Here is a 17,281-nt window from a genome sequence, read left to right as displayed (position 1 = left end):
TCCTTCCCTTGCGTCCCGTCTCCGTCCCGCGCCCGTGAGCGGTGTCGCGTACGTCACGCCGCCGTCTGAAGCTCCATCCGCGCCCCGAACTCCCGTACCACCGGCTCCTCCCGGTACGGCTCCAGGCGCTGCTGGAGGTCGTCCAGGTACTCCGCGCCCCGGTTGGAGCGCAGCCCGCCCAGCAGTTCGGCGGCCTTCAGGCCCGTGGCACAGGCCTGTTCGATCTCGCGCTGCTGCACCTGGGCGGTGGCGAGCAGCACATAGCCGATCGCCCGGCGCCGCGCGCGGGTGGGCGGGTGGCCGTCCAGCGAGTCCTGCGCGTACCGCGCGGCGGCCTCCGCCTGGCCGAGGTCGCGGTGGCAGTGCGCCAACTCGTCGGCGAGATAGGCCTCGTCGAAGTGGGCGATCCACGGCGGGTCGTCGCCCGTGTCCGGGTCGGCGGCCTCCAGGGCGCTCACCGCGCGCCCCGCGGCGGCGTGCGCGGCCGGGGCGTCGCCCATCAGCGCGTGCCCGCGGGCCTCGGCGGCGAGGAACATCGCCTCCGCGCGCGGTGTCACGCGCCCCCGTGCTCCTTCCTGTGCCGCGCGCGCCAACTGGGCGATCTCACGCGGGTTTCCGAGCTGCGCGGCGAGATGGCTCATCGACGCGGCGAGCACGTACCCGCCGTAGCCGCGGTCGCCCGCGGCCTGCGCGAGCCGCAGCGCCTGGATGTAGTACCGCTGCGCCAGGCCCGGTTGGCCGGTGTCGACGGCCATGTACCCGGCCAGTTCGGTCAGTCGGGCGACGGCGGCGAACAGGTCGCGGCCCACCGCCTCGCGGTACGACCCGGCCAGCATCCCCGACACCACGCTGTTGAGGTAGTGCACCACGACCGGGCGGACGTGCCCGCTGCCGTACTGGTGGTCCAGCGCGACCAGTGACTCCGTCATGGACCGCACCGCCGCCACGTCCGACTGGCCCACGCGCGGGCCGGTGTTGCGCGCGACCTGCCCGTCCGGCGCGGAGATCAGCCAGTCCCGGCTGGGCTCCACCAGCGCCGAGGCGGCGACGGACGACCCGGACAGGAAGTCCCGCCGGCCCACGTCGCTGCGCCACAGCTCGCAGACCTGCTCGATGGCGCCCAGTACCGTCGGCGAGAACTGGAGGCCGACCCCCGACGCGAGGTTCTTGCCGTTGGCCATGCCGATCTCGTCGATCGTGACCGTGCGGCCCAGCTTGCGGCCCAGCGCCTCCGCGATGACGGCCGGCGCCCGGCCCCGCGGCTGCTGTCCGCGCAGCCAACGGGCCACCGACGTCTTGTCGTAGCGCAGGTCGAGGCCGTGCTCCGCGCCGCACATGTTGACCCTGCGGGCCAGTCCGGCGTTGGAGCATCCGGCTTCCTGGATGAGCGCCTGCAGCCGTTCGTTCGGCTGCCGGGCGACGAGCGGCCTTGCGGCCATGGCGTACCCCCTGAGGCTGCGGTGCCTGCCCACGCACCGGGTTGACGTGTCTTCCGCGGCCGTACGTCTCACGTCGTCCCGGCGAGACGTCCGGCCGGGAGGATCAATGCCCCGTCAACATACCGACAATGCGGGACATGTGAGAATTGCCGGGGTATCGACGGCTGCCGACCCCCCTCCTGGTTACCCCGATGCGGTGGCGGATCCCCCCGCGCGCCCCCATGGATGCACCCATGCGCCCCGTCGGCGGGCCCGGTGCCCCTCCCCCGCGCACACGGCGGGGCGTAACCCCTGGTGGCGGGTGAAGTTGTGTTCATCGTGGAAGAGACGATCGCGGGCGCCGACGCCGTACAGATCCCGAAGCAGCGCGGGGAATCGCTGCTGGACACCGCCGTGCGCTATGCCGAGGAGCGCCACTGGGACGTGGTGCCGGGCACCTGGACCGAGGTCGTCGACGGCGTGTACGCCTGCTCGTGCGGGGACGCGGCGTGCCCCGCCCCCGGCGCGCACCCGGCGGAGCCCGCCTGGGCGGGCCTGGCGACCGGAAGCGCCAGCGCCGCGCGCCGGATGTGGCAGAAGCAGCCCGGCGCCTCGATCCTGCTGCCCACGGGGCGCGCCTTCGACGCGATCTCCGTGCCGGAGACGGCGGGCCTGCTGGCGCTGGCGCGGATCGAGCGGATGGGGCTCACGCCCGGCCCGGTGACCCTGACGCCGTACCGGCGCACGGAGTTCTTCGTGCTGCCCGGAGCGGCGGCGAAGCTTCCGGATCTGCTGCGCACCCTGGGCTGGACGGCGTCGTCGCTGGACCTGGCCGTCCTGGGCGAGGGCGCGTACGTGGCGGCGCCGCCGACCCGCGTCGGGCGTCACGGGGCCGTGCAGTGGGCCCGCCGGCCGACCCGGGAGAACCGCTGGCTGCCGGACGCGGAGGAGCTGGTGCCGTCGCTGGCGTACGCCTGCGGCCGGGACCGGTGACGGGGACGCCGTCCCGGCCGCCCCGCCCCCGTGCCCTACTGCCGTGGTCCGCTCCCCGTAGGCTCGGGAGTGACGGAGGGAGACGTGGTGGGCGCAGTCGCCGTACGCGTGCAGGGGTTGTGGAAGCGGTTCGGGGAGCAGGTCGCCGTCGGCGGGATCGACCTGGAGCTGCCCGCGGGGCGGTTCATCGGTCTGGTCGGGCCGAACGGCGCCGGGAAGACCACCACCCTGTCCATGGTGACGGGGCTGCTCCGCCCGGACGACGGCACCGTCGAGATCGCCGGGCACGACGTGTGGCGGGACCCGGTGCAGGTGAAGGCCCGTATCGGTGTGCTGCCGGAAGGGCTGCGCCTGTTCGAGCGGCTGTCCGGGCGTGAACTGCTCGGCTACACGGGCCGGTTGCGCGGGCTGCCCGGCGAGGAGGTCGACAAGCGGGCCACCCAGCTGCTCGACGTGCTCGACCTGGCCGGCGCCCAGCACAAGCTCGTCGTCGACTACTCCACCGGCATGCGCAAGAAGATCGGCCTGGCCGCCGCGCTGCTGCACAACCCCGAAGTGCTGTTCCTGGACGAGCCGTTCGAGGGCGTCGACCCGGTGTCCGCGCAGACCATCCGCGGCGTCCTGGAGCGGTACACCGCCTCCGGCGCGACGGTGGTGTTCTCCTCCCACGTCATGGAGCTGGTGGAGTCGCTGTGCGACTGGGTGGCGGTGATGGCCGCCGGCCGGATCCGCGCCCACGGTCCGCTCGCCGAGGTGCGCGGCGACGCGCCCTCCCTGCAACGGGCGTTCCTCGAACTCGTCGGCGCGGACAGCCGCGACGCCGGCTCCGACCTCGACTGGCTGGGCGGGGGCGCCCGGTGAGCGCGCCCGCCCTCACCCCGGTCGTCGTCCGGCTGAAGCTGTCCCTGCTGCGCAACGGCCTGCGCCAGTCCGGCGGCCGCCGTGCCGCCTGGGTCGCCTCCGCCGTCGTCACGCTGCTGTTCGCCGCGCTCCAGGTGCTGGGGCTGGTGGCGCTGCGCGGCGTGGACGGCGTGGAGTCGCTGGTGGTGCTGCTGGTGGCGGTGCTGGCGCTGGGCTGGGCGGTGATGCCGCTGTTCTTCCCCGGCGGTGACGAGACGCTCGACCCGACCCGTCTGGTGATGCTGCCGCTGCGCCCCCGGCCGCTGGTGCGGGCCCTGCTGGCGGCGTCCCTGGTGGGCATCGGGCCGCTGTTCACGGTGTGCCTGCTGGTCGGTTCGGTGTTCGCGGTCGCCCGGGGCGCGGCGGCGTGGGCGGTGGGCGTCCTCGCCGTGCCGCTGGCGCTGCTGGTGTGCGTGGCGCTGGCGCGGGCCGTGGCCGCGGCGAACGTACGGCTGCTGACCAGCCGCAAGGGACGTGACCTGGCGGTGCTCAGCGGCCTGGTCGTCGCGATCGGCGCGCAGGTGGTCAACTTCGGCGCGCAGCGGCTGGGTTCGGGCGGCCTGGACCAGCTCGGCCCGGTCGCGGACGTGCTGGGCTGGCTGCCGGGCGCGTCGGCGATCGGCGCCGTGCACGCGGCGGGCGAGGGGGCGTACGGGGTCGCGGCGGCGCAGCTGGCGGTGAGCGCGGGGGCGCTCGCGGTGCTGCTCGCGCTGTGGTCACGCACCCTGACCCGGCTGATGACCGCGCCGGACGGCTCCACCCTCCAGGCCGCGGGCGACTCCGCGGTCCGCGACCGCCCCTCCACGGGCCTCGCGCGCCTGCTGCCGCCGGGCAGGACCGGCACGGTGATGGAGCGCAGCCTGCGCTACATCTGGCGCGACCCGAAGACGAAGGCCGCGTGGGTGACGTCGCTGGCGATCGGCCTGATCGTGCCGGTGTTCAACGCCTGGCAGGGCACCGGCTCGGTGTACTTCGCCTGCTTCGCGGCGGGGATGCTGGGCATCCAGATGTACAACCAGTTCGGGCAGGACACGTCCGCGTTCTGGATGGTCGCGATGACCATCTCCTCCGCCCGCGACGCCTACGCCGAACTGCGCGCCCGCGCCCAGGCGCTGCTGCTGATCACCCTCCCGTACGCCGCGCTCGTCACGGTGCTGACGACGGCGATGCTGGACGACTGGGCGCGGCTGCCGGAGGCGCTGGGCCTGTCCTTCGCGCTGCTCGGCGCGATGCTCGCCACGGGCGCGTGGACCTCGGCGCGGTTCCCGTACTCCGTCCCGCAGGAGGGCTACAAGAACGTGGCCCCCGGTCAGGTGGGCCTGGCCTGGATCTCCATCTTCGGCGGCATGACGGCGGCGGCCCTCCTCTGCCTCCCGGTCATCGCCCTCACCATCTGGCTGAACCTGGACAACGCGGGCCAGGACCTCCGCTGGCTCCTCCTCCCCGCCGGCACGGCCTACGGCGCCCTGCTCACCTTCGGCGGCCTCCGCCTGGCCGCCCCGCAGACGGCGGCGCGCCTCCCGGAGATCGTGATGGCGGTCAGCAAGGGCTGAGGGGTCCGTCCCGGGGCCCGTCCTGAGGGGCGGGGCGAAAAAGGGTGGAGGCCGGAGCACGGACGCTGCTAGCGTCCGTCCTCGGCCGTGCCTGGTGACGAGGAGGTGGTACCCGTGAACGCAGCAGCGACGACATGGGTGCTCCCCTCCGGGGTCACGGTCGGGTGACAGGCAGGTCATCCGGGAGCGCCGTCCCAGCGCACTCCCGGAAGGCACGACCATGCACTTCACCTCTGAGACCCGTCTCGACGACGGCGTCCTGGAACGCCACTTCACCCTCGACGGCATCCCGGGCCTCCTGTGGACGCCCCCGGAGGCGTCCGCTTCCGCGCCCGTCCCGCTGATCCTGCTCGGCCACCCGCCGCTCGGCCTGCGCGCGATGCACCCCCGGCTGGTGTCCCGCGCCCGGCGCGCGGCGGCGGACGGTTTCGCGTCGGCCACGATCGAACTCCCCGGCAGCGGCGACCGCCCGGCCCGGCCCGCCCTGAACCAGGCCCGCGAGGAACTCCGCCGCGCGATGCGGGCGGGCGAACCGGTCGGCGACGACCTGGTGGACGCCCTCGTCCTCCCCCTGGTCGACGCGGCGGTCCCGGAATGGCGGGCCGCACTGGACGCCCTGCTCTCCCTGCCGGAGATCGACGGCCCGGTCGGCTTCTCGGGCGGCCTGATCTCCGTCGCCGTCCGCCTGGCGGTGACGGACCCGCGCATCACGGCCGCGGTGCTGTTCGCGGGCAGCCTGGTGCCGCGGGTCATCTTCGAGGAGGCCCGGCAGGTCACGGTGCCGCTGCACGTCCTGCTCCAGTGGGACGACGAGGGCAACGACCGCGAGGCCTCCCTGGCCCTCTTCGACGCCTTCGCCTCCCCGGAGAAGTCCCTCCACGCCCACCTGGGCGGCCACACCGGCGTCCCCTCCCACGCGGGGGACGCGGCGGCGGGATTCTTCGAGCGGCATCTGAGGGCGGGCTGACGTCCGGGCCCGGGGCCTCGCTGGAGCGGGGCCCCGGGTCTCACTCCCCGTCGAGGGAGTCCAGGAACGGTTCGATCGTGGTGAGCCAGGCTTCGGGCTGGTCGTAGTGGACCAGGTGGCCGGCGTCGGGGACCTCGGCGTACTGGCCGCGGGGGAGGACGCGGACCATTTCCTGGGCCTCGGCGCGGCCCAGTTCGCCGTCCAGGCCGCGGACCACCAGGGCGGGGCAGCGGACCTGGGCCAGCTCCTCCCAGTGGGCGTCGTAGACCCAGGTCTCGCGGGAGCGGAGCATCTGGTCGGGGTCGAAGACGGGGCGCCAGCCGTCGGGGGACTCGGCCATCACCTCGGCGTAGAACTCGCCGCGGGCCGGGTTGGGGCGCTCCACCCAGGGGTCGTCCTCGCCGAACCACTTGCGGACGTCGGCCAGGGTCGCGAAGGGGACCGGCCAGGACGCGAACCACTCCGCCCACTCGCGCTGCGAGGCGCCGCCGAGGGCGGAGGCCCGCATGTCGCAGATGATCAGGCCGCGGACCAGGTCGGGGCGTTTGGCGGCCAGCTGCCAGGCGGTCAGCGCGCCCATCGCGTGGCCGATCAGGACGGCGGGGCCGAGGCCGAGCTGGTCGAGGGCGGCCTCCGCGTCGTCCACGTAGGCGCCGCGGGTGAAGGCGCCCCCCGGGGGTTTCTCGCTGCGGCCGTGGCCGCGCTGGTCGAGGGCGACCGCGCGGTGCCGCGCGGAGAGCCGGCGGGCGGTGGACGCCCAGTGCGAGGCGCGGCCCATCAGGCCGTGCAGTAACAGCACGCCGGGCGCGTCCGGCGCGGTCCCCTCCCCCGCGTCTCCCGGGTCTCCCGGGTCCCGCGAGTCCTTCGAGCCGGGTCCGGCCTTGGCCGGGTCGCCGAACTCCCAGGCGGCCAGGCGTACGCCGTCGGCCCCCGTCACGTCGATGCGTCGCGCCATGGTCTGGCACCCCCCAAGCTCGCTGCCTGCCCACTGCCCACTGACTGCCGCCGGCGCTCCGGCCCGTGCCGGCCGCCGGTCCCTGCCTGTTGCCACTGCCGCACGCTATCGAATAGGTATTCGAAAATGCCGTTCTGCCCGGCAACACCCCTCGTTCGAGTGACCCCGCGCGGGGATTGACCGGCGCTGCCGGGGGGAGATCTTCAGCGGGAGGCGGACCGCTCGGGGAAACCGGTCCGAGGGGAATGACCCTGAGAGCTCGGGGCTCCGGGTCAGCACAGGGGAGGACAGGCCCCGGCGCCGTGCGGCGCCGGGGCTCCTCACGTGGTCACGGCACATCGTCCCGCCCCTCCCCGGCCCGGGCGGCCTCCCCGCCACCGGGCCAAGAACCCCTCAGGTCATATGCCTCACGCGACAGCCTCGCACGCCGGCCGGGCGAACGCTGCGATTCGGCGCAACGCAGACGCGGTGGAGCCGGATTCGGCGCGTTATTCGGCGCGTTCGCGTCCGGTGGGGGGCCGCCCGATACCGGCCCGCGTCAGGGCTTGGCGACGAAGACATGCGAGGCGACCTCCGACTCCAGCTCCGCCGCCTCGCCGCTGCTGCCCACCAGCACGCCGCCCGCGGACTCCGTCACGCTCACCACCGAGCCGGGCTGCACGCCCGCCCGGCGCAGCGAGTACATCAGCTGCGCGTCCGTCTGGATCGGCTCGCCGATCCGGCGCACCACGACCGTCTTGCCCTCGGCGCCCGGGTCCAGGTCGGCCAGCGACACCATGCCCTCGTCGAGGAACGGCACCGTCCCGTCCGTCTCGCCCAGCTCCTCGAGACCCGGGATCGGGTTGCCGTACGGCGACTCGGTGGGGTGCCGCAGCAGCTCCAGGACGCGGCGCTCGACGGCCTCGCTCATCACGTGCTCCCAGCGGCACGCCTCGGCGTGCACCTGCTCCCACTCCAGGCCGATCACGTCGACCAGGAGACACTCGGCGAGGCGGTGCTTGCGCATCACGCGGGTGGCCAGCCGGCGGCCCTCCTCCGTGAGCTCCAGATGGCGGTCCGGGGCGACGGACACCAGGCCGTCGCGCTCCATCCGGGCCACCGTCTGGCTGACCGTCGGCCCGCTCTGGTCGAGCCGCTCGGCGATCCGGGCGCGCATGGGGACCACACCTTCCTCCTCCAGCTCGAGGATGGTGCGGAGATACATCTCCGTGGTGTCGATCAGTCCGGACATACGTGCCCCTCGATGAGATCTGCGGATTGGCTCTGCCGGAAGGCTGGACGGCTCACCGGCGTGTGCGCTGGCCCGAGACTCAATTCTTACGCATAGGACGGACAACCGGGCCGCGCCCGGCAAACGCGCGGCTTGGGCGGGGCGGCGGGAGAGGCGTCCGAAGACCGTATTGACACGGCAGTGGTCCAGACCGCACGGTGATCCGCGACATGTCCGCCCCGAAGGGAGCCGCATGAGCGACCGCACGCCCGCCGGTCAGTACCTCGACGCCGCGATCGGGCTGCTGCGGCGGCTCCGCGACGAGGAGGCCGGGCCGATCGCGGCCGCGGGCACGATGATCGCGGACACGGTCGCCGACGGCGGACGGCTCTTCGCCTACGGCGCGGGCCACTCCTCGCTCGCCGCGCAGGACCTCGTCTACCGCGCGGGCGGGCTCGCCCTGATGAACCTGCTCACCGTGCCGGGAGCGGTCGGTGTCGACGTCCGGCCGGCGACGCTGGGGTCCGCGCTGGAGCGGGTGGAGGGGCTGGCGGGCGTGGTGCTGGACTCCTCCCCGCTGCGGGAGGGCGACCTCCTGGTGGTCATCTCCCTGTCCGGGCGCAACGTGCTGCCGGTGGAGATGGCGACGAAGGCGCGCGCCAAGGGCGTGAAGGTGATCGGCGTGACGTCGGTGGCGTACGCGTCGGAGACGTCGCCGCGGAATCCCTCCGGGACGTTCCTCAAGGACCACTGCGACCTGGTCCTGGACCAGGGGATCCCGGTCGGCGACGCGGAGCTGACCTGGGAGGGCGTGTCCGCGCCGTTCGCGCCCGCGTCCACGGTCGTCACCTCGGCACTGCTCCAGGCGGTCATGGCCACCGCCGCGGCCACCCTCGCCGACCGCGGCATCGAACCGCCCCTGCTCCGCTCGGGCAACGTCGATGGCGGCCTCGACTGGAACGCGCACGTGATGACGGAGTACGGGGACCGGATCTTCTACCAGCACTGAGCGGGAGCCCGGGCCGGCCGCGGGCCGCCCCGGGCGGGTGGGGCGGGGCCCCCTCTTTGCGGGGTACCCCCCGTGCCCGCGCGTGTCCGACGCGGCCCGGGCTGCGCCCGGCCGGCTCGTCGGCCCTACGGCGGTATCGGGCGGCTCCCCGTGCCGGCGTGGCTCCGGCCGCCGCGCGTCGGTGTGCAGAGGCCGGCGCCTCAATCCGTCCTCGCGCCCGAGCCACTGCCGCCGCGGGCTCGCCTGCGCCCGCGCGCCGGGTCGCGATGTCCCTCCGGAACGCCCCCGGCAGGCCCTCACGCCCCAGCAGGCAAGGGCCGGCACACCCGTGCCCGCGTGGCCCTGGCCATCCGTGGCGGCACTCGGAGGCCGACGCCTCGACGCGTCATCGCGCCCGAGCCACTGTTGCCAAAGCTCGCATATGCGCGCGCCACGCGGGCGGCTCGCGTCGACGCGGCTCGGGCCGCGCCCTACCGGCTCATCGCCGGAGCGGTTCTGGGCGACTCCCGCCGCGCGCTCGCGTACGCCCAGCCCGTGTCAACGCGTCCCGGGGCGCGGCCCCCGGTCGGGGGGGCTCATCCCTCCCCGGGCAGCAGCGACGCCAGGTCCATCGCCGTGGCGATGTGGGCCGCCACGTCCTCCGCGTACATCGCGTCGGCGCGTTCGAAGGCCGTGCGGTTGGACGTGCGCAGAAACGTCACGGCACCGAGCGTGCGGCCGCGGCTGCGCAGGACCGTGCACAGGGCGTGGACCGTGTCCTTCGGCCACTGGCGGGCCAGCGCCCACTCCCGCGCCGCGTCCCCCTTGAGCGAGCCCGCGCCGGCCCGTACCGATCCGGCGCGCTCCACGCACTGGAGGGCCGGATGCCCCTCCCCGTACAGCACAGGCAGGCCCGCCCTGCCGTCGAGTCGGCTGGGGCCCGGCGCGCCGGACGGGGTCTCGGCGACCCGCACCAGCCGGACCCGGTCGGCGTCCGCCCCGCCCTCGGCGACCCGGTCGATCATCGCGTGGTCGGCGAACCCGGCGAGCGCGAAGTCCAGGTGGACGGCGGCCGCCTCGGCCGGGTTCTCGCACTCCGCCGCCGCCCGGGCGGCCCGGTGCAGCTGCTGGGCGCGGAACCGCAGCAGCGATGCCTCCTGCTCGCCCTGCCGCGTCTCCGTCACGTCCTGGAACAGCCAGCCCACCCCGAGCGGCACGGGCTCCTCGGCGAGCGGCGAGGACAGCCGCACGAACCCGTTCCGCCAGCACCGCCGGCGCTCCCCCTCGGGCGTCCGCACGGCCACCCACAGCTCGGCCGGCGCGGGCGGCGCGCCCTCGGCGAGCACATGGGTGAGCGCGCTCTCCAGCTCCTCCACGCCCTGCGTCAGCAGCTCCCCGAGCGGCCGCCCCAGCACCGCCGTACGGCCCGCGCCGAGCGCCTTCGCGGCGTACGCGTTGACGACGGCGGGCCGCAGGTCCGCGTCGACCAGGACGACGCCCCAGCCGGCGTCCTCCAGCAGCGCCTCGCTCAGCGCGATGGAGCGCTCCAGATCGATCTGCGCGTGGACCTCGCTGAACGCGCAGTACACCCCGGCGGGCTCGCCGTCCGGGCCGCGTACGGCCGCGGACTGGGTGCGCACCAGGACCCTGCGGCCGTCCTTGGTGAGCAGCGCGAACTCGTTCACCTGCCGGCCGGGCGCGTCCATGGCCGCCATCAGCCGCGCCTCGACCTCCTCGGCGTCCGCGCTGCGCACCGCCCACCCGGCGAACCCGGCACGGCCGACCGCCTCCTCGGCGGTCCAGCCGAGGATGCGCTCGGCCTCACGGTTCCAGTGGGTCACCACACCGTCCGCGTCGAAGGCGCACAGCGCGGCGTCCATGCCGTCGAGCAGCGCCGCGAGCAGGTCGGAGCCGGCCGGCCCCTCCCGCTCGGGCTCGGGCCCCTCCGGCCCGAGCTCGTCGGTGGCCCCACTACGCCGGGATGCACTCACCTGAACCCCCTGCAGGCTGCGTCCGTACGTACGGCACGACGATTCGCTCACCAACAATCATTCAACTTGAACGTGACCCAGCGCACATCGAGTTCCCGACAAGATGCTGGGAATTGTTGTCCGCTCTCCGGTACCCACGCTTTCACGAGGCAAAAGACCTCATACGTGGTCAGGGCGCCCTGCGGGGTCCGCCGACCTTCCGGCGGCATGCCGCCGGAAGGTCGGCACAAAAAAGTGGTTGATCCTGCGGCGGCCGGTTCTTAGGGTGGCGGTACTTCGGAAAGGAGGTGGTTCGGCAGATGTATGACAACCGGACGGAAGAGGTGGCTGCGGGCTAGTGGCCCGCCGTCGTACTCGGTTCGGCGCCGGACCGGCGTGCGCGAGTTGCACGCGACCGGCCTAATCCAACGCAGTCACCCGACCCGCGAGTCGCCGGTAACGTCCGGCCGGCTCCCCCGAGGGGGAACCAGACTCGCGGGTCGCCTGCGTTTTTGATGATCTACAGCGCTCGGAGCGCTCGGAGCACTCGGAGCGCTCAGTGGGCGAGGGACCCGTAGCCCTCGACCTCCCGCGGGTCGCGCGGGCCCGGGCCCACGTAGCGGGCCGACGGGCGGACCAGCCGGCCCGTGCGCTTCTGCTCCAGGATGTGCGCCGACCAGCCCGCGGTGCGGGCGCAGGTGAACATCGACGTGAACATGTGCGCCGGCACCTCGGCGAAGTCCAGCACGATCGCGGCCCAGAACTCCACGTTCGTGGCCAGCACCCGGTCCGGGCGGCGGGCGTGCAGCTCGGCCAGGGCGGCCTTCTCCAGCGCCTCGGCGACCTCGAAGCGCGGTGCGCCCAGCTCACGTGCGGTGCGGCGCAGCACGCGGGCGCGCGGGTCCTCCGCGCGGTAGACGCGGTGGCCGAATCCCATCAGGCGCTCGCCCTTGTCGAGGGCCTGCTTGACGTACGCCTCGGCGTCCCCGGTGCGCTCGATCTCCTCGATCATGCCCAGCACGCGCGAGGGCGCGCCGCCGTGCAGCGGGCCGGACATGGCGCCGACGGCCCCGGAGAGCGCCGCCGCGACGTCCGCGCCGGTGGAGGCGATGACGCGGGCGGTGAAGGTGGAGGCGTTCATGCCGTGCTCGGCGGCCGACGTCCAGTAGGCGTCGACGGCGGCGACGTGCTTGGGGTCGGGCTCGCCGCGCCAGCGGATCATGAAGCGCTCGACGACCGACTCGGCCTTGTCGATCTCGCTCTGCGGCACCATCGGCAGCCCCTGCCCGCGCGCCGACTGGGCGACGTACGACAGGGCCATCACGGCGGCGCGGGCGAGGTCCTCGCGGGCCTGCTCGGCATCGATGTCGAGGAGCGGTTTCAGGCCCCACACGGGGGCCAGCATCGCCAGCGCGGACTGCACGTCGACGCGGATGTCGCCGGAGTGCACGGGGATGGGGAACGGCTCGGCGGGCGGCAGTCCGGGGGCGAACGCCCCGTCCACGAGCAGCCCCCAGACGTTGCCGAAGGAGACGTGACCGACCAGATCCTCGATGTCGACGCCCCGGTAGCGCAGGGCACCGCCCTCCTTGTCCGGTTCGGCGATCTCCGTCTCGAACGCGACGACTCCTTCGAGCCCGGGTACGAAGTCGGACATCAGGCGGCTCCCTCGGTAGGTGGGTGACAGATGGTGTTGTGGGGTGGGACGACCATGTGTCGTGGCGCGGTCGGGGTGGCGGCACGGCCGTGGCGGGTCCGGGGATCCGCGGTCGGCTCTGTGGACTCGCGGTCGTGGACGTCATCCCTGTGATGCCCGGCTGGCGGTCACCCAACCGGATCAGTGCCAGCACGATATCCCTGAGTGCCAGTTTTGGGGAGGGTTCGCGGCACTGAGTGCCACCCGTGAGGTTGGGCACCGCCCGTGCGTGAGGTCGGGCACCGCCCGTATGTGAGGTGGGGCACCTGCCGCTCGGGGGGCGTGGGGATGCGGCAGGATGACGGAGTGACCGACCGAGACGCCGTCCCCCTCGATCCCGCCACGATGCGCAAGCAGTACCGGACGGAGGGGCTCTCCGAGACCGACCTCGCCGCCACGCCCGTCGAGCAGTTCGCGCGGTGGTTCGCGCAGGCCGCGCGGGAGGGCGGGCTGTTCGAGCCGAACGCCATGATCGTGTCGACCGCGGACGCGGCGGGGCGGCCCAGTTCGCGGACGGTGCTGCTGAAGCACTTCGACGAGGGCGGGTTCGTGTTCTACACGAACTACGAGTCCCGCAAGGGCCGCGACCTGGCCGAGAACCCGTACGTCTCGCTGCTGTTCCCGTGGCATCCGGTCGCCCGGCAGGTCATCGTCACCGGTACGGCGCGGCGCACCGGGCGCGACGAGACGGCCGCGTACTTCCGTACTCGGCCGCACGGGTCTCAGCTGGGCGCGTGGGCCAGCGGGCAGTCGACGGTGATCGCGTCGCGGGGGGAACTGGACACGGCGTACGCCGCTCTCGCGGCACGCTATCCGGAACACGAGCGGGTGCCGGTGCCGCCGCACTGGGGCGGCTTCCGGGTCGTCCCGGAGACGGTGGAGTTCTGGCAGGGGCGGGAGAACCGGCTGCACGACCGCCTGCGGTACGTCGCGGAGGCGGGCGGGGGGTGGCGGGTGGAAAGGCTGAGCCCTTGATTGGGAGCAGTCTGCTTGCAGCGGCGGTAAAATGCTTGCATGGCCACGATTCACGTGCGTGATGTCCCGGACGACACGCTGCGGATACTGAAAACGCGGGCGGCCAAGAGCGGGCAGTCGCTCCAGAACTACGTCCTGCAGTTGCTCACCGGCGAGGCCGCCCTCCTGTCACTCGAGGAGGCGGCGCGGGAAGCCCGCGCCATCGCGGCTCGCGGGGATGTGACGGCGGACGACATCTCGGAAGCCGTACGGGAAATGCGAGAGGCTCGCTGGTGAGCGTGCTCGTTTTCGACACGTCAGCCGTCGTGGAGTTCCTCGTCGGAGGCGACGCTCTCGCCGACCGGGTGCGCGACCACACCCGCGGACGGCGGTTGGCCGCACCCCACGTCGTCGATCTGGAGACCGCCTCGGTACTGCGCGGTCTTGTCCGGGGCAAGAAGCTTCCCGAGGGCGAAGCAGAACGCGCCCTCGACGTCCTGCGCCGTATGCCGCTCAGACGCTACGACCACACGCCGCTGCTCCCACGTGTCTGGGAACTGCGGCACAACATGTGGCCCTACGACGCCTCGTACGTGGCGCTCGCCGAAGCGCTGGGCGCCGAGCTCGTCACTGTCGACGCCAAATTCGCCGGAACGCCGCACATACGCTGCCGGGTGAACAATCTGCGGCTGGGCTGAGCCGGAACCCTCAGCGCAGGGCGTCGTCCAGCAGATCCGCCCACTGGGCGACGACCCGTTCGCGGCGGGCCGTGTCGTCCGTGAGGAGGTTCGCGAGGCCCAGGCCGCGGGCCATGTCGAGAAAGCCCTGGACGGTCTCGCGGACGCCGGGGCGGGACTCGTCCGCGCCGAGAAGTTCCACCGCGATCCGGTGCGAGTCGCGCCCGACCCGCAGCTCCAGCTCGGTCACCCGCGGCCGCAGCTGCTCCTCGTTGGACGCGGCCACCCACAGGTGCAGGGCGGCGCGGAACAGGGGGCCGGTGTAGAGGTCGACGAGCGCGGCGACCACCGCGCGGCGGTCGTGGGCGCCGGCGCCGTCGGGGAAGAGGGCGCGCAGCGCGTTGGTGCGTTCCTCGGCGACGTACTCCACGGCGGCCGTGAACAGGTCCTCCCGGGTCGGGAAGTGGTGCTGGGCGGCGCCCCGGGAGACGCCGGCCCGTTCGGCGACGACGGAGACCGTGGAGCCCGCCCAGCCGTGTGCGGCCAGGCAGGCCACGGCGGCCTCGAGCAGCCGCTGCCGGGTGGCCCGGCTGCGGTCCTGCTTGGGGACGCGTCCGGCACGGTCGGCCGTGCTCACACCACCCATGCCGCGCTCACACCACCCATTCCGGATCCCGTCGTTCGAGGAACGCCGTCATGCCCTCGCGCGCGGGCGCGGAGGCGAAGAGGCGTGCCGAGAGCGCGGTCCGTGCGTCCGCGTCCCGGTCGAAGGTCTCCAGCACCCTAGCCGTGAGCAGCCGTTTCGTCTCGGCGAGGGCCTCGGGGGCGGACCGGCGCAGGCCGTCGAGGATCGGGGCGAGGACCTCGTCCACGTCGTCGGCGGCGGCGGTGAGCAGGCCGATGCGGGTGGCCTCGGCGGTGTCGAAGCGCTCCCCGGTGAGGTAGTACCGGGCCAGGGCGCGCGGGTCGGTGCGGGGCAGCAGCGGCAGGGAGATCACCGCCGGGGCGACCCCGATGCGCACCTCGGTGAAGGCGAACGTCGCCGCCCGGGAGGCGACGGCGATGTCGCAGGCGGCGAGCAGACCGAGGCCGCCCGCGCGGACGTGCCCGGTGATCCGCGCGAGGACCGGTTTGGGCAGTTCGACGATCTGCCGCAGCAGGTCCACCAGCGTCTCGGGGGCGGGCGGGTCGCGCAGGTCGGCGCCCGCGCTGAAGGTGTTGCCGGTGTGGGTGAGGATCACCGCGCGGACGCCGGTGTCCTTGCCGGCGTCGGTGAGCGCGGCGGCGAGGTCCGCGACGAGGGCGGCGGACAGGGCGTTGCGGCGCTCCGGGGCGTCGAGGGACAGGGTCTCGACGCCCCGGGTGCGACTGCGGCCGATCTGGGTCACGAGGGCTCCTTGTGCGCCGCCCGGAGTTCGCGGCGCAGGATCTTTCCGGAGGCGGCGCGGGGCACGCCGGCGATGAAGGTGACGTGCCGGACCCGCTTGTACGGGGCGACGCGTTCGGCGACGTGCAGCATGACCTCGGTCTCGGTGAGCTCCGGCGCGGAGGGGTGGCGGACGACGAAGGCGTGCGGGACCTCGTTGCCGTCCTCGTTGTAGACGCCGATGACGGCCGCGTCGGCGACACCGGGGTGGGTGAGCAGCAGCGCCTCCAGCTCGGCGGGCGCGACCTGGAAGCCCTTGTACTTGATGAGGTCCTTCACCCGGTCGACGACGAAGAGCCACCCGTCGTCGTCGACGTGGCCGACGTCCCCGGTGTGCAGCCAGCCGTCCTCGTCGATCATCGCGGCGGTGGCGTCGGGCCGACCGAGGTAGCCCTTCATCACCTGCGGGCCGCGGATGAGGATCTCGCCGGACTCGCCCGGCCCCAGGTCCTTGCCGGGGTCGTCGAGGGACACGATCCGCATCTCGGTGCCGGCGATGAGCTTGCCGACGGTGCCGGGCGGGGCCTCCTCCATGAGGTCAAGCGGGACGACATGGGTGCCCGGCGACAGCTCCGTCATGCCGTATGCCTGGCCGACCGGCGGCAGGCCGAGCCGCCGCGCGCAGGCGGCGGCGAGGTGCGCGTCCAGGGGCGCGGCGGCGCTGATGACGTACTTCAGGGAGGACAGGTCGTACTCGGCGACCAGCGGGTGCTTGGCGAGGGCCAGCACGATCGGCGGGGCGACGTAGAGGGCGGTGATGCGGTGGTTCTGGATGGCCGCGAGGAACTGCTCCAGGTCGAAACGCGGGAGGACGACCACGGTGGCGCCGTGTCGCAGCGGGGCGTTCATCAGGGCGGTGAGGCCGTAGATGTGGAAAAAGGGCAATACGGCGAGGACGCGGTCGCCGGGTCCCGCCGTGATCGCCGGCTGAAGCTGGGCGAGGTTGGTGGCGATCTGCCGGTGGGTGAGCATCACGCCCTTGGGGATGCCGGTCGTCCCGGAGGAGTACGGCAGCGCGGCGACGTCCTCGGCCGGGTCGATGTCCACGACCGGCTCGGGGGCCGTGCAGGCCAGCATGTCGATCAGCGAGCGGTGCCCGGACGCGCTGTCGCAGACGAAGATCTCACGCACGCCGCCCGCGAGTTCGGCGGCTCTGCGCGCGCTGTCCAGCAGGGGTGACACGGTGACGATCCAGCGGGCCGCGCAATCCCTTAGCTGCTTGGCGAACTCCTCCGGTGTGGCGAGGGGGTGCACGGTGGTGACGGAGGCACCCGCGCGGGTCGCCGCGTAGAAGGCGGTGGGGAAGGCGATCGTGTTGGGGCTGTGCAGGGCGAGCACGTCCCCCTTGCGCACACCCGCCTCGGCGAGTCCGGCGGCGACCCGCCGGTGGAACCGGTCGAGCTGTTCGTAGGTGAGGGTGGTGCCGTCGGTGCCGTCGATCAGCGCCGGGGTGCTCCCGAACTCGGCGGCGCGGGACAGCACCGCCTCGTGGATGGGGAGGTCGACCGGCGTGACGTCTGCGTACGCGCTGCGGAACATGGTTCCTCCTGGACGGCCGGGTGGCTTGCCCGTTG

The 17,281-nt window shown here is 73.6% G+C and carries 16 protein-coding genes; 8 read left to right on the top strand and 8 right to left on the bottom strand.

Translation table 11 applies throughout. The annotated features are described in order from the left end of the window. Positions 1 to 53: 53 nt before the first annotated feature. Complete coding sequence (locus ACFOSY_RS01255) at positions 54 to 1,439, bottom strand: transcriptional regulator (protein ID WP_394304867.1); 1,386 nt, start codon at positions 1,437 to 1,439, stop codon at positions 54 to 56. Positions 1,440 to 1,748: 309 nt separating this feature from the next. Here ACFOSY_RS01255 and ACFOSY_RS01250 point away from each other — a divergent pair, with 309 nt between their 5' ends. From ACFOSY_RS01250 to ACFOSY_RS01235, 4 genes are all read left to right on the top strand, one after another. Continuing rightward, entirely contained in the window at positions 1,749 to 2,411 is a 663-nt protein-coding gene (locus tag ACFOSY_RS01250) for a bifunctional DNA primase/polymerase (RefSeq protein WP_394304866.1), read from the top strand. A 69-nt stretch (positions 2,412 to 2,480) separates the two neighbouring features. Then, positions 2,481 to 3,272 (top strand): ABC transporter ATP-binding protein, encoded by a 792-nt coding sequence (locus tag ACFOSY_RS01245; RefSeq protein ID WP_394304865.1) that lies wholly within the window; start codon positions 2,481 to 2,483, stop codon positions 3,270 to 3,272. After that, entirely contained in the window at positions 3,269 to 4,864 is a 1,596-nt protein-coding gene (locus ACFOSY_RS01240; protein ID WP_394304864.1) for a transporter, read from the top strand. Before ACFOSY_RS01245 ends, ACFOSY_RS01240 begins: the two co-directional genes overlap by 4 nt. A gap of 220 nt (positions 4,865 to 5,084) precedes the next feature. Beyond that, positions 5,085 to 5,831, top strand: coding sequence for a dienelactone hydrolase family protein (locus ACFOSY_RS01235; RefSeq protein ID WP_394304863.1), 747 nt, complete (start codon positions 5,085 to 5,087; stop codon positions 5,829 to 5,831). A gap of 40 nt (positions 5,832 to 5,871) precedes the next feature. On the opposite strand, the gene ACFOSY_RS01230 is transcribed toward ACFOSY_RS01235, so the two are convergent. After that, positions 5,872 to 6,786: an alpha/beta fold hydrolase gene (locus tag ACFOSY_RS01230; RefSeq protein WP_394304862.1), complete on the bottom strand. Its 915-nt coding sequence runs from the start codon at positions 6,784 to 6,786 to the stop codon at positions 5,872 to 5,874. A gap of 538 nt (positions 6,787 to 7,324) precedes the next feature. Beyond that, entirely contained in the window at positions 7,325 to 8,017 is a 693-nt protein-coding gene (locus ACFOSY_RS01225) for a metal-dependent transcriptional regulator (protein WP_006134258.1), read from the bottom strand. Positions 8,018 to 8,249: 232 nt separating this feature from the next. Here ACFOSY_RS01225 and ACFOSY_RS01220 point away from each other — a divergent pair, with 232 nt between their 5' ends. Further along, positions 8,250 to 9,005, top strand: a complete 756-nt coding sequence (locus ACFOSY_RS01220; RefSeq protein ID WP_394304861.1) for an SIS domain-containing protein — start codon at positions 8,250 to 8,252, stop codon at positions 9,003 to 9,005. A gap of 575 nt (positions 9,006 to 9,580) precedes the next feature. On the opposite strand, the gene ACFOSY_RS01215 is transcribed toward ACFOSY_RS01220, so the two are convergent. Together ACFOSY_RS01215 and ACFOSY_RS01210 are read right to left on the bottom strand one after the other, a co-directional pair. Continuing rightward, positions 9,581 to 10,975, bottom strand: coding sequence for a PAS domain-containing protein (locus tag ACFOSY_RS01215; RefSeq protein ID WP_394304860.1), 1,395 nt, complete (start codon positions 10,973 to 10,975; stop codon positions 9,581 to 9,583). Between the two features lie 535 nt (positions 10,976 to 11,510). Continuing rightward, on the bottom strand, positions 11,511 to 12,611 hold the full coding sequence (locus ACFOSY_RS01210) for a citrate synthase 2 (protein WP_006134255.1): 1,101 nt from the start codon (positions 12,609 to 12,611) through the stop codon (positions 11,511 to 11,513). A 327-nt stretch (positions 12,612 to 12,938) separates the two neighbouring features. Here ACFOSY_RS01210 and pdxH point away from each other — a divergent pair, with 327 nt between their 5' ends. From pdxH to ACFOSY_RS01195, 3 genes are read left to right on the top strand one after another with little or no spacing between them, the layout of a single operon-like run. Next, the gene (gene pdxH, locus ACFOSY_RS01205) at positions 12,939 to 13,625 is read left to right on the top strand and encodes a pyridoxamine 5'-phosphate oxidase (RefSeq protein WP_394304859.1); all 687 of its coding nucleotides are present in this window, start codon (positions 12,939 to 12,941) and stop codon (positions 13,623 to 13,625) included. 39 nt (positions 13,626 to 13,664) lie between these two features. Further along, a complete protein-coding gene (locus tag ACFOSY_RS01200) occupies positions 13,665 to 13,901 on the top strand; it encodes a FitA-like ribbon-helix-helix domain-containing protein (RefSeq protein ID WP_394304858.1) in 237 nt (78 codons plus the stop codon). Further along, entirely contained in the window at positions 13,898 to 14,302 is a 405-nt protein-coding gene (locus ACFOSY_RS01195; RefSeq protein ID WP_394304857.1) for a type II toxin-antitoxin system VapC family toxin, read from the top strand. The genes ACFOSY_RS01200 and ACFOSY_RS01195 overlap by 4 nt, the downstream gene beginning before the upstream one ends. A gap of 10 nt (positions 14,303 to 14,312) precedes the next feature. Here the strand turns inward: ACFOSY_RS01195 and ACFOSY_RS01190 are convergent, their stop codons facing one another. From ACFOSY_RS01190 to ACFOSY_RS01180, 3 genes are read right to left on the bottom strand one after another with little or no spacing between them, the layout of a single operon-like run. Continuing rightward, positions 14,313 to 14,927: a TetR/AcrR family transcriptional regulator gene (locus ACFOSY_RS01190; protein WP_394304856.1), complete on the bottom strand. Its 615-nt coding sequence runs from the start codon at positions 14,925 to 14,927 to the stop codon at positions 14,313 to 14,315. Between the two features lie 7 nt (positions 14,928 to 14,934). Then, complete coding sequence (locus ACFOSY_RS01185; RefSeq protein WP_394304855.1) at positions 14,935 to 15,669, bottom strand: enoyl-CoA hydratase family protein; 735 nt, start codon at positions 15,667 to 15,669, stop codon at positions 14,935 to 14,937. Continuing rightward, a complete protein-coding gene (locus ACFOSY_RS01180) occupies positions 15,666 to 17,246 on the bottom strand; it encodes a 4-coumarate--CoA ligase family protein (protein WP_394304854.1) in 1,581 nt (526 codons plus the stop codon). Before ACFOSY_RS01180 ends, ACFOSY_RS01185 begins: the two co-directional genes overlap by 4 nt. Positions 17,247 to 17,281: the final 35 nt, after the last annotated feature.

Source organism: Streptomyces lusitanus, from assembly GCF_042647945.1.
GTDB classification, from domain to species: Bacteria; Actinomycetota; Actinomycetes; order Streptomycetales; family Streptomycetaceae; genus Streptomyces; species Streptomyces pseudogriseolus.
The sequence above is the reverse complement of the archived record's forward strand: the minus strand, read 5'-3'. Positions and strand labels throughout refer to the sequence as shown.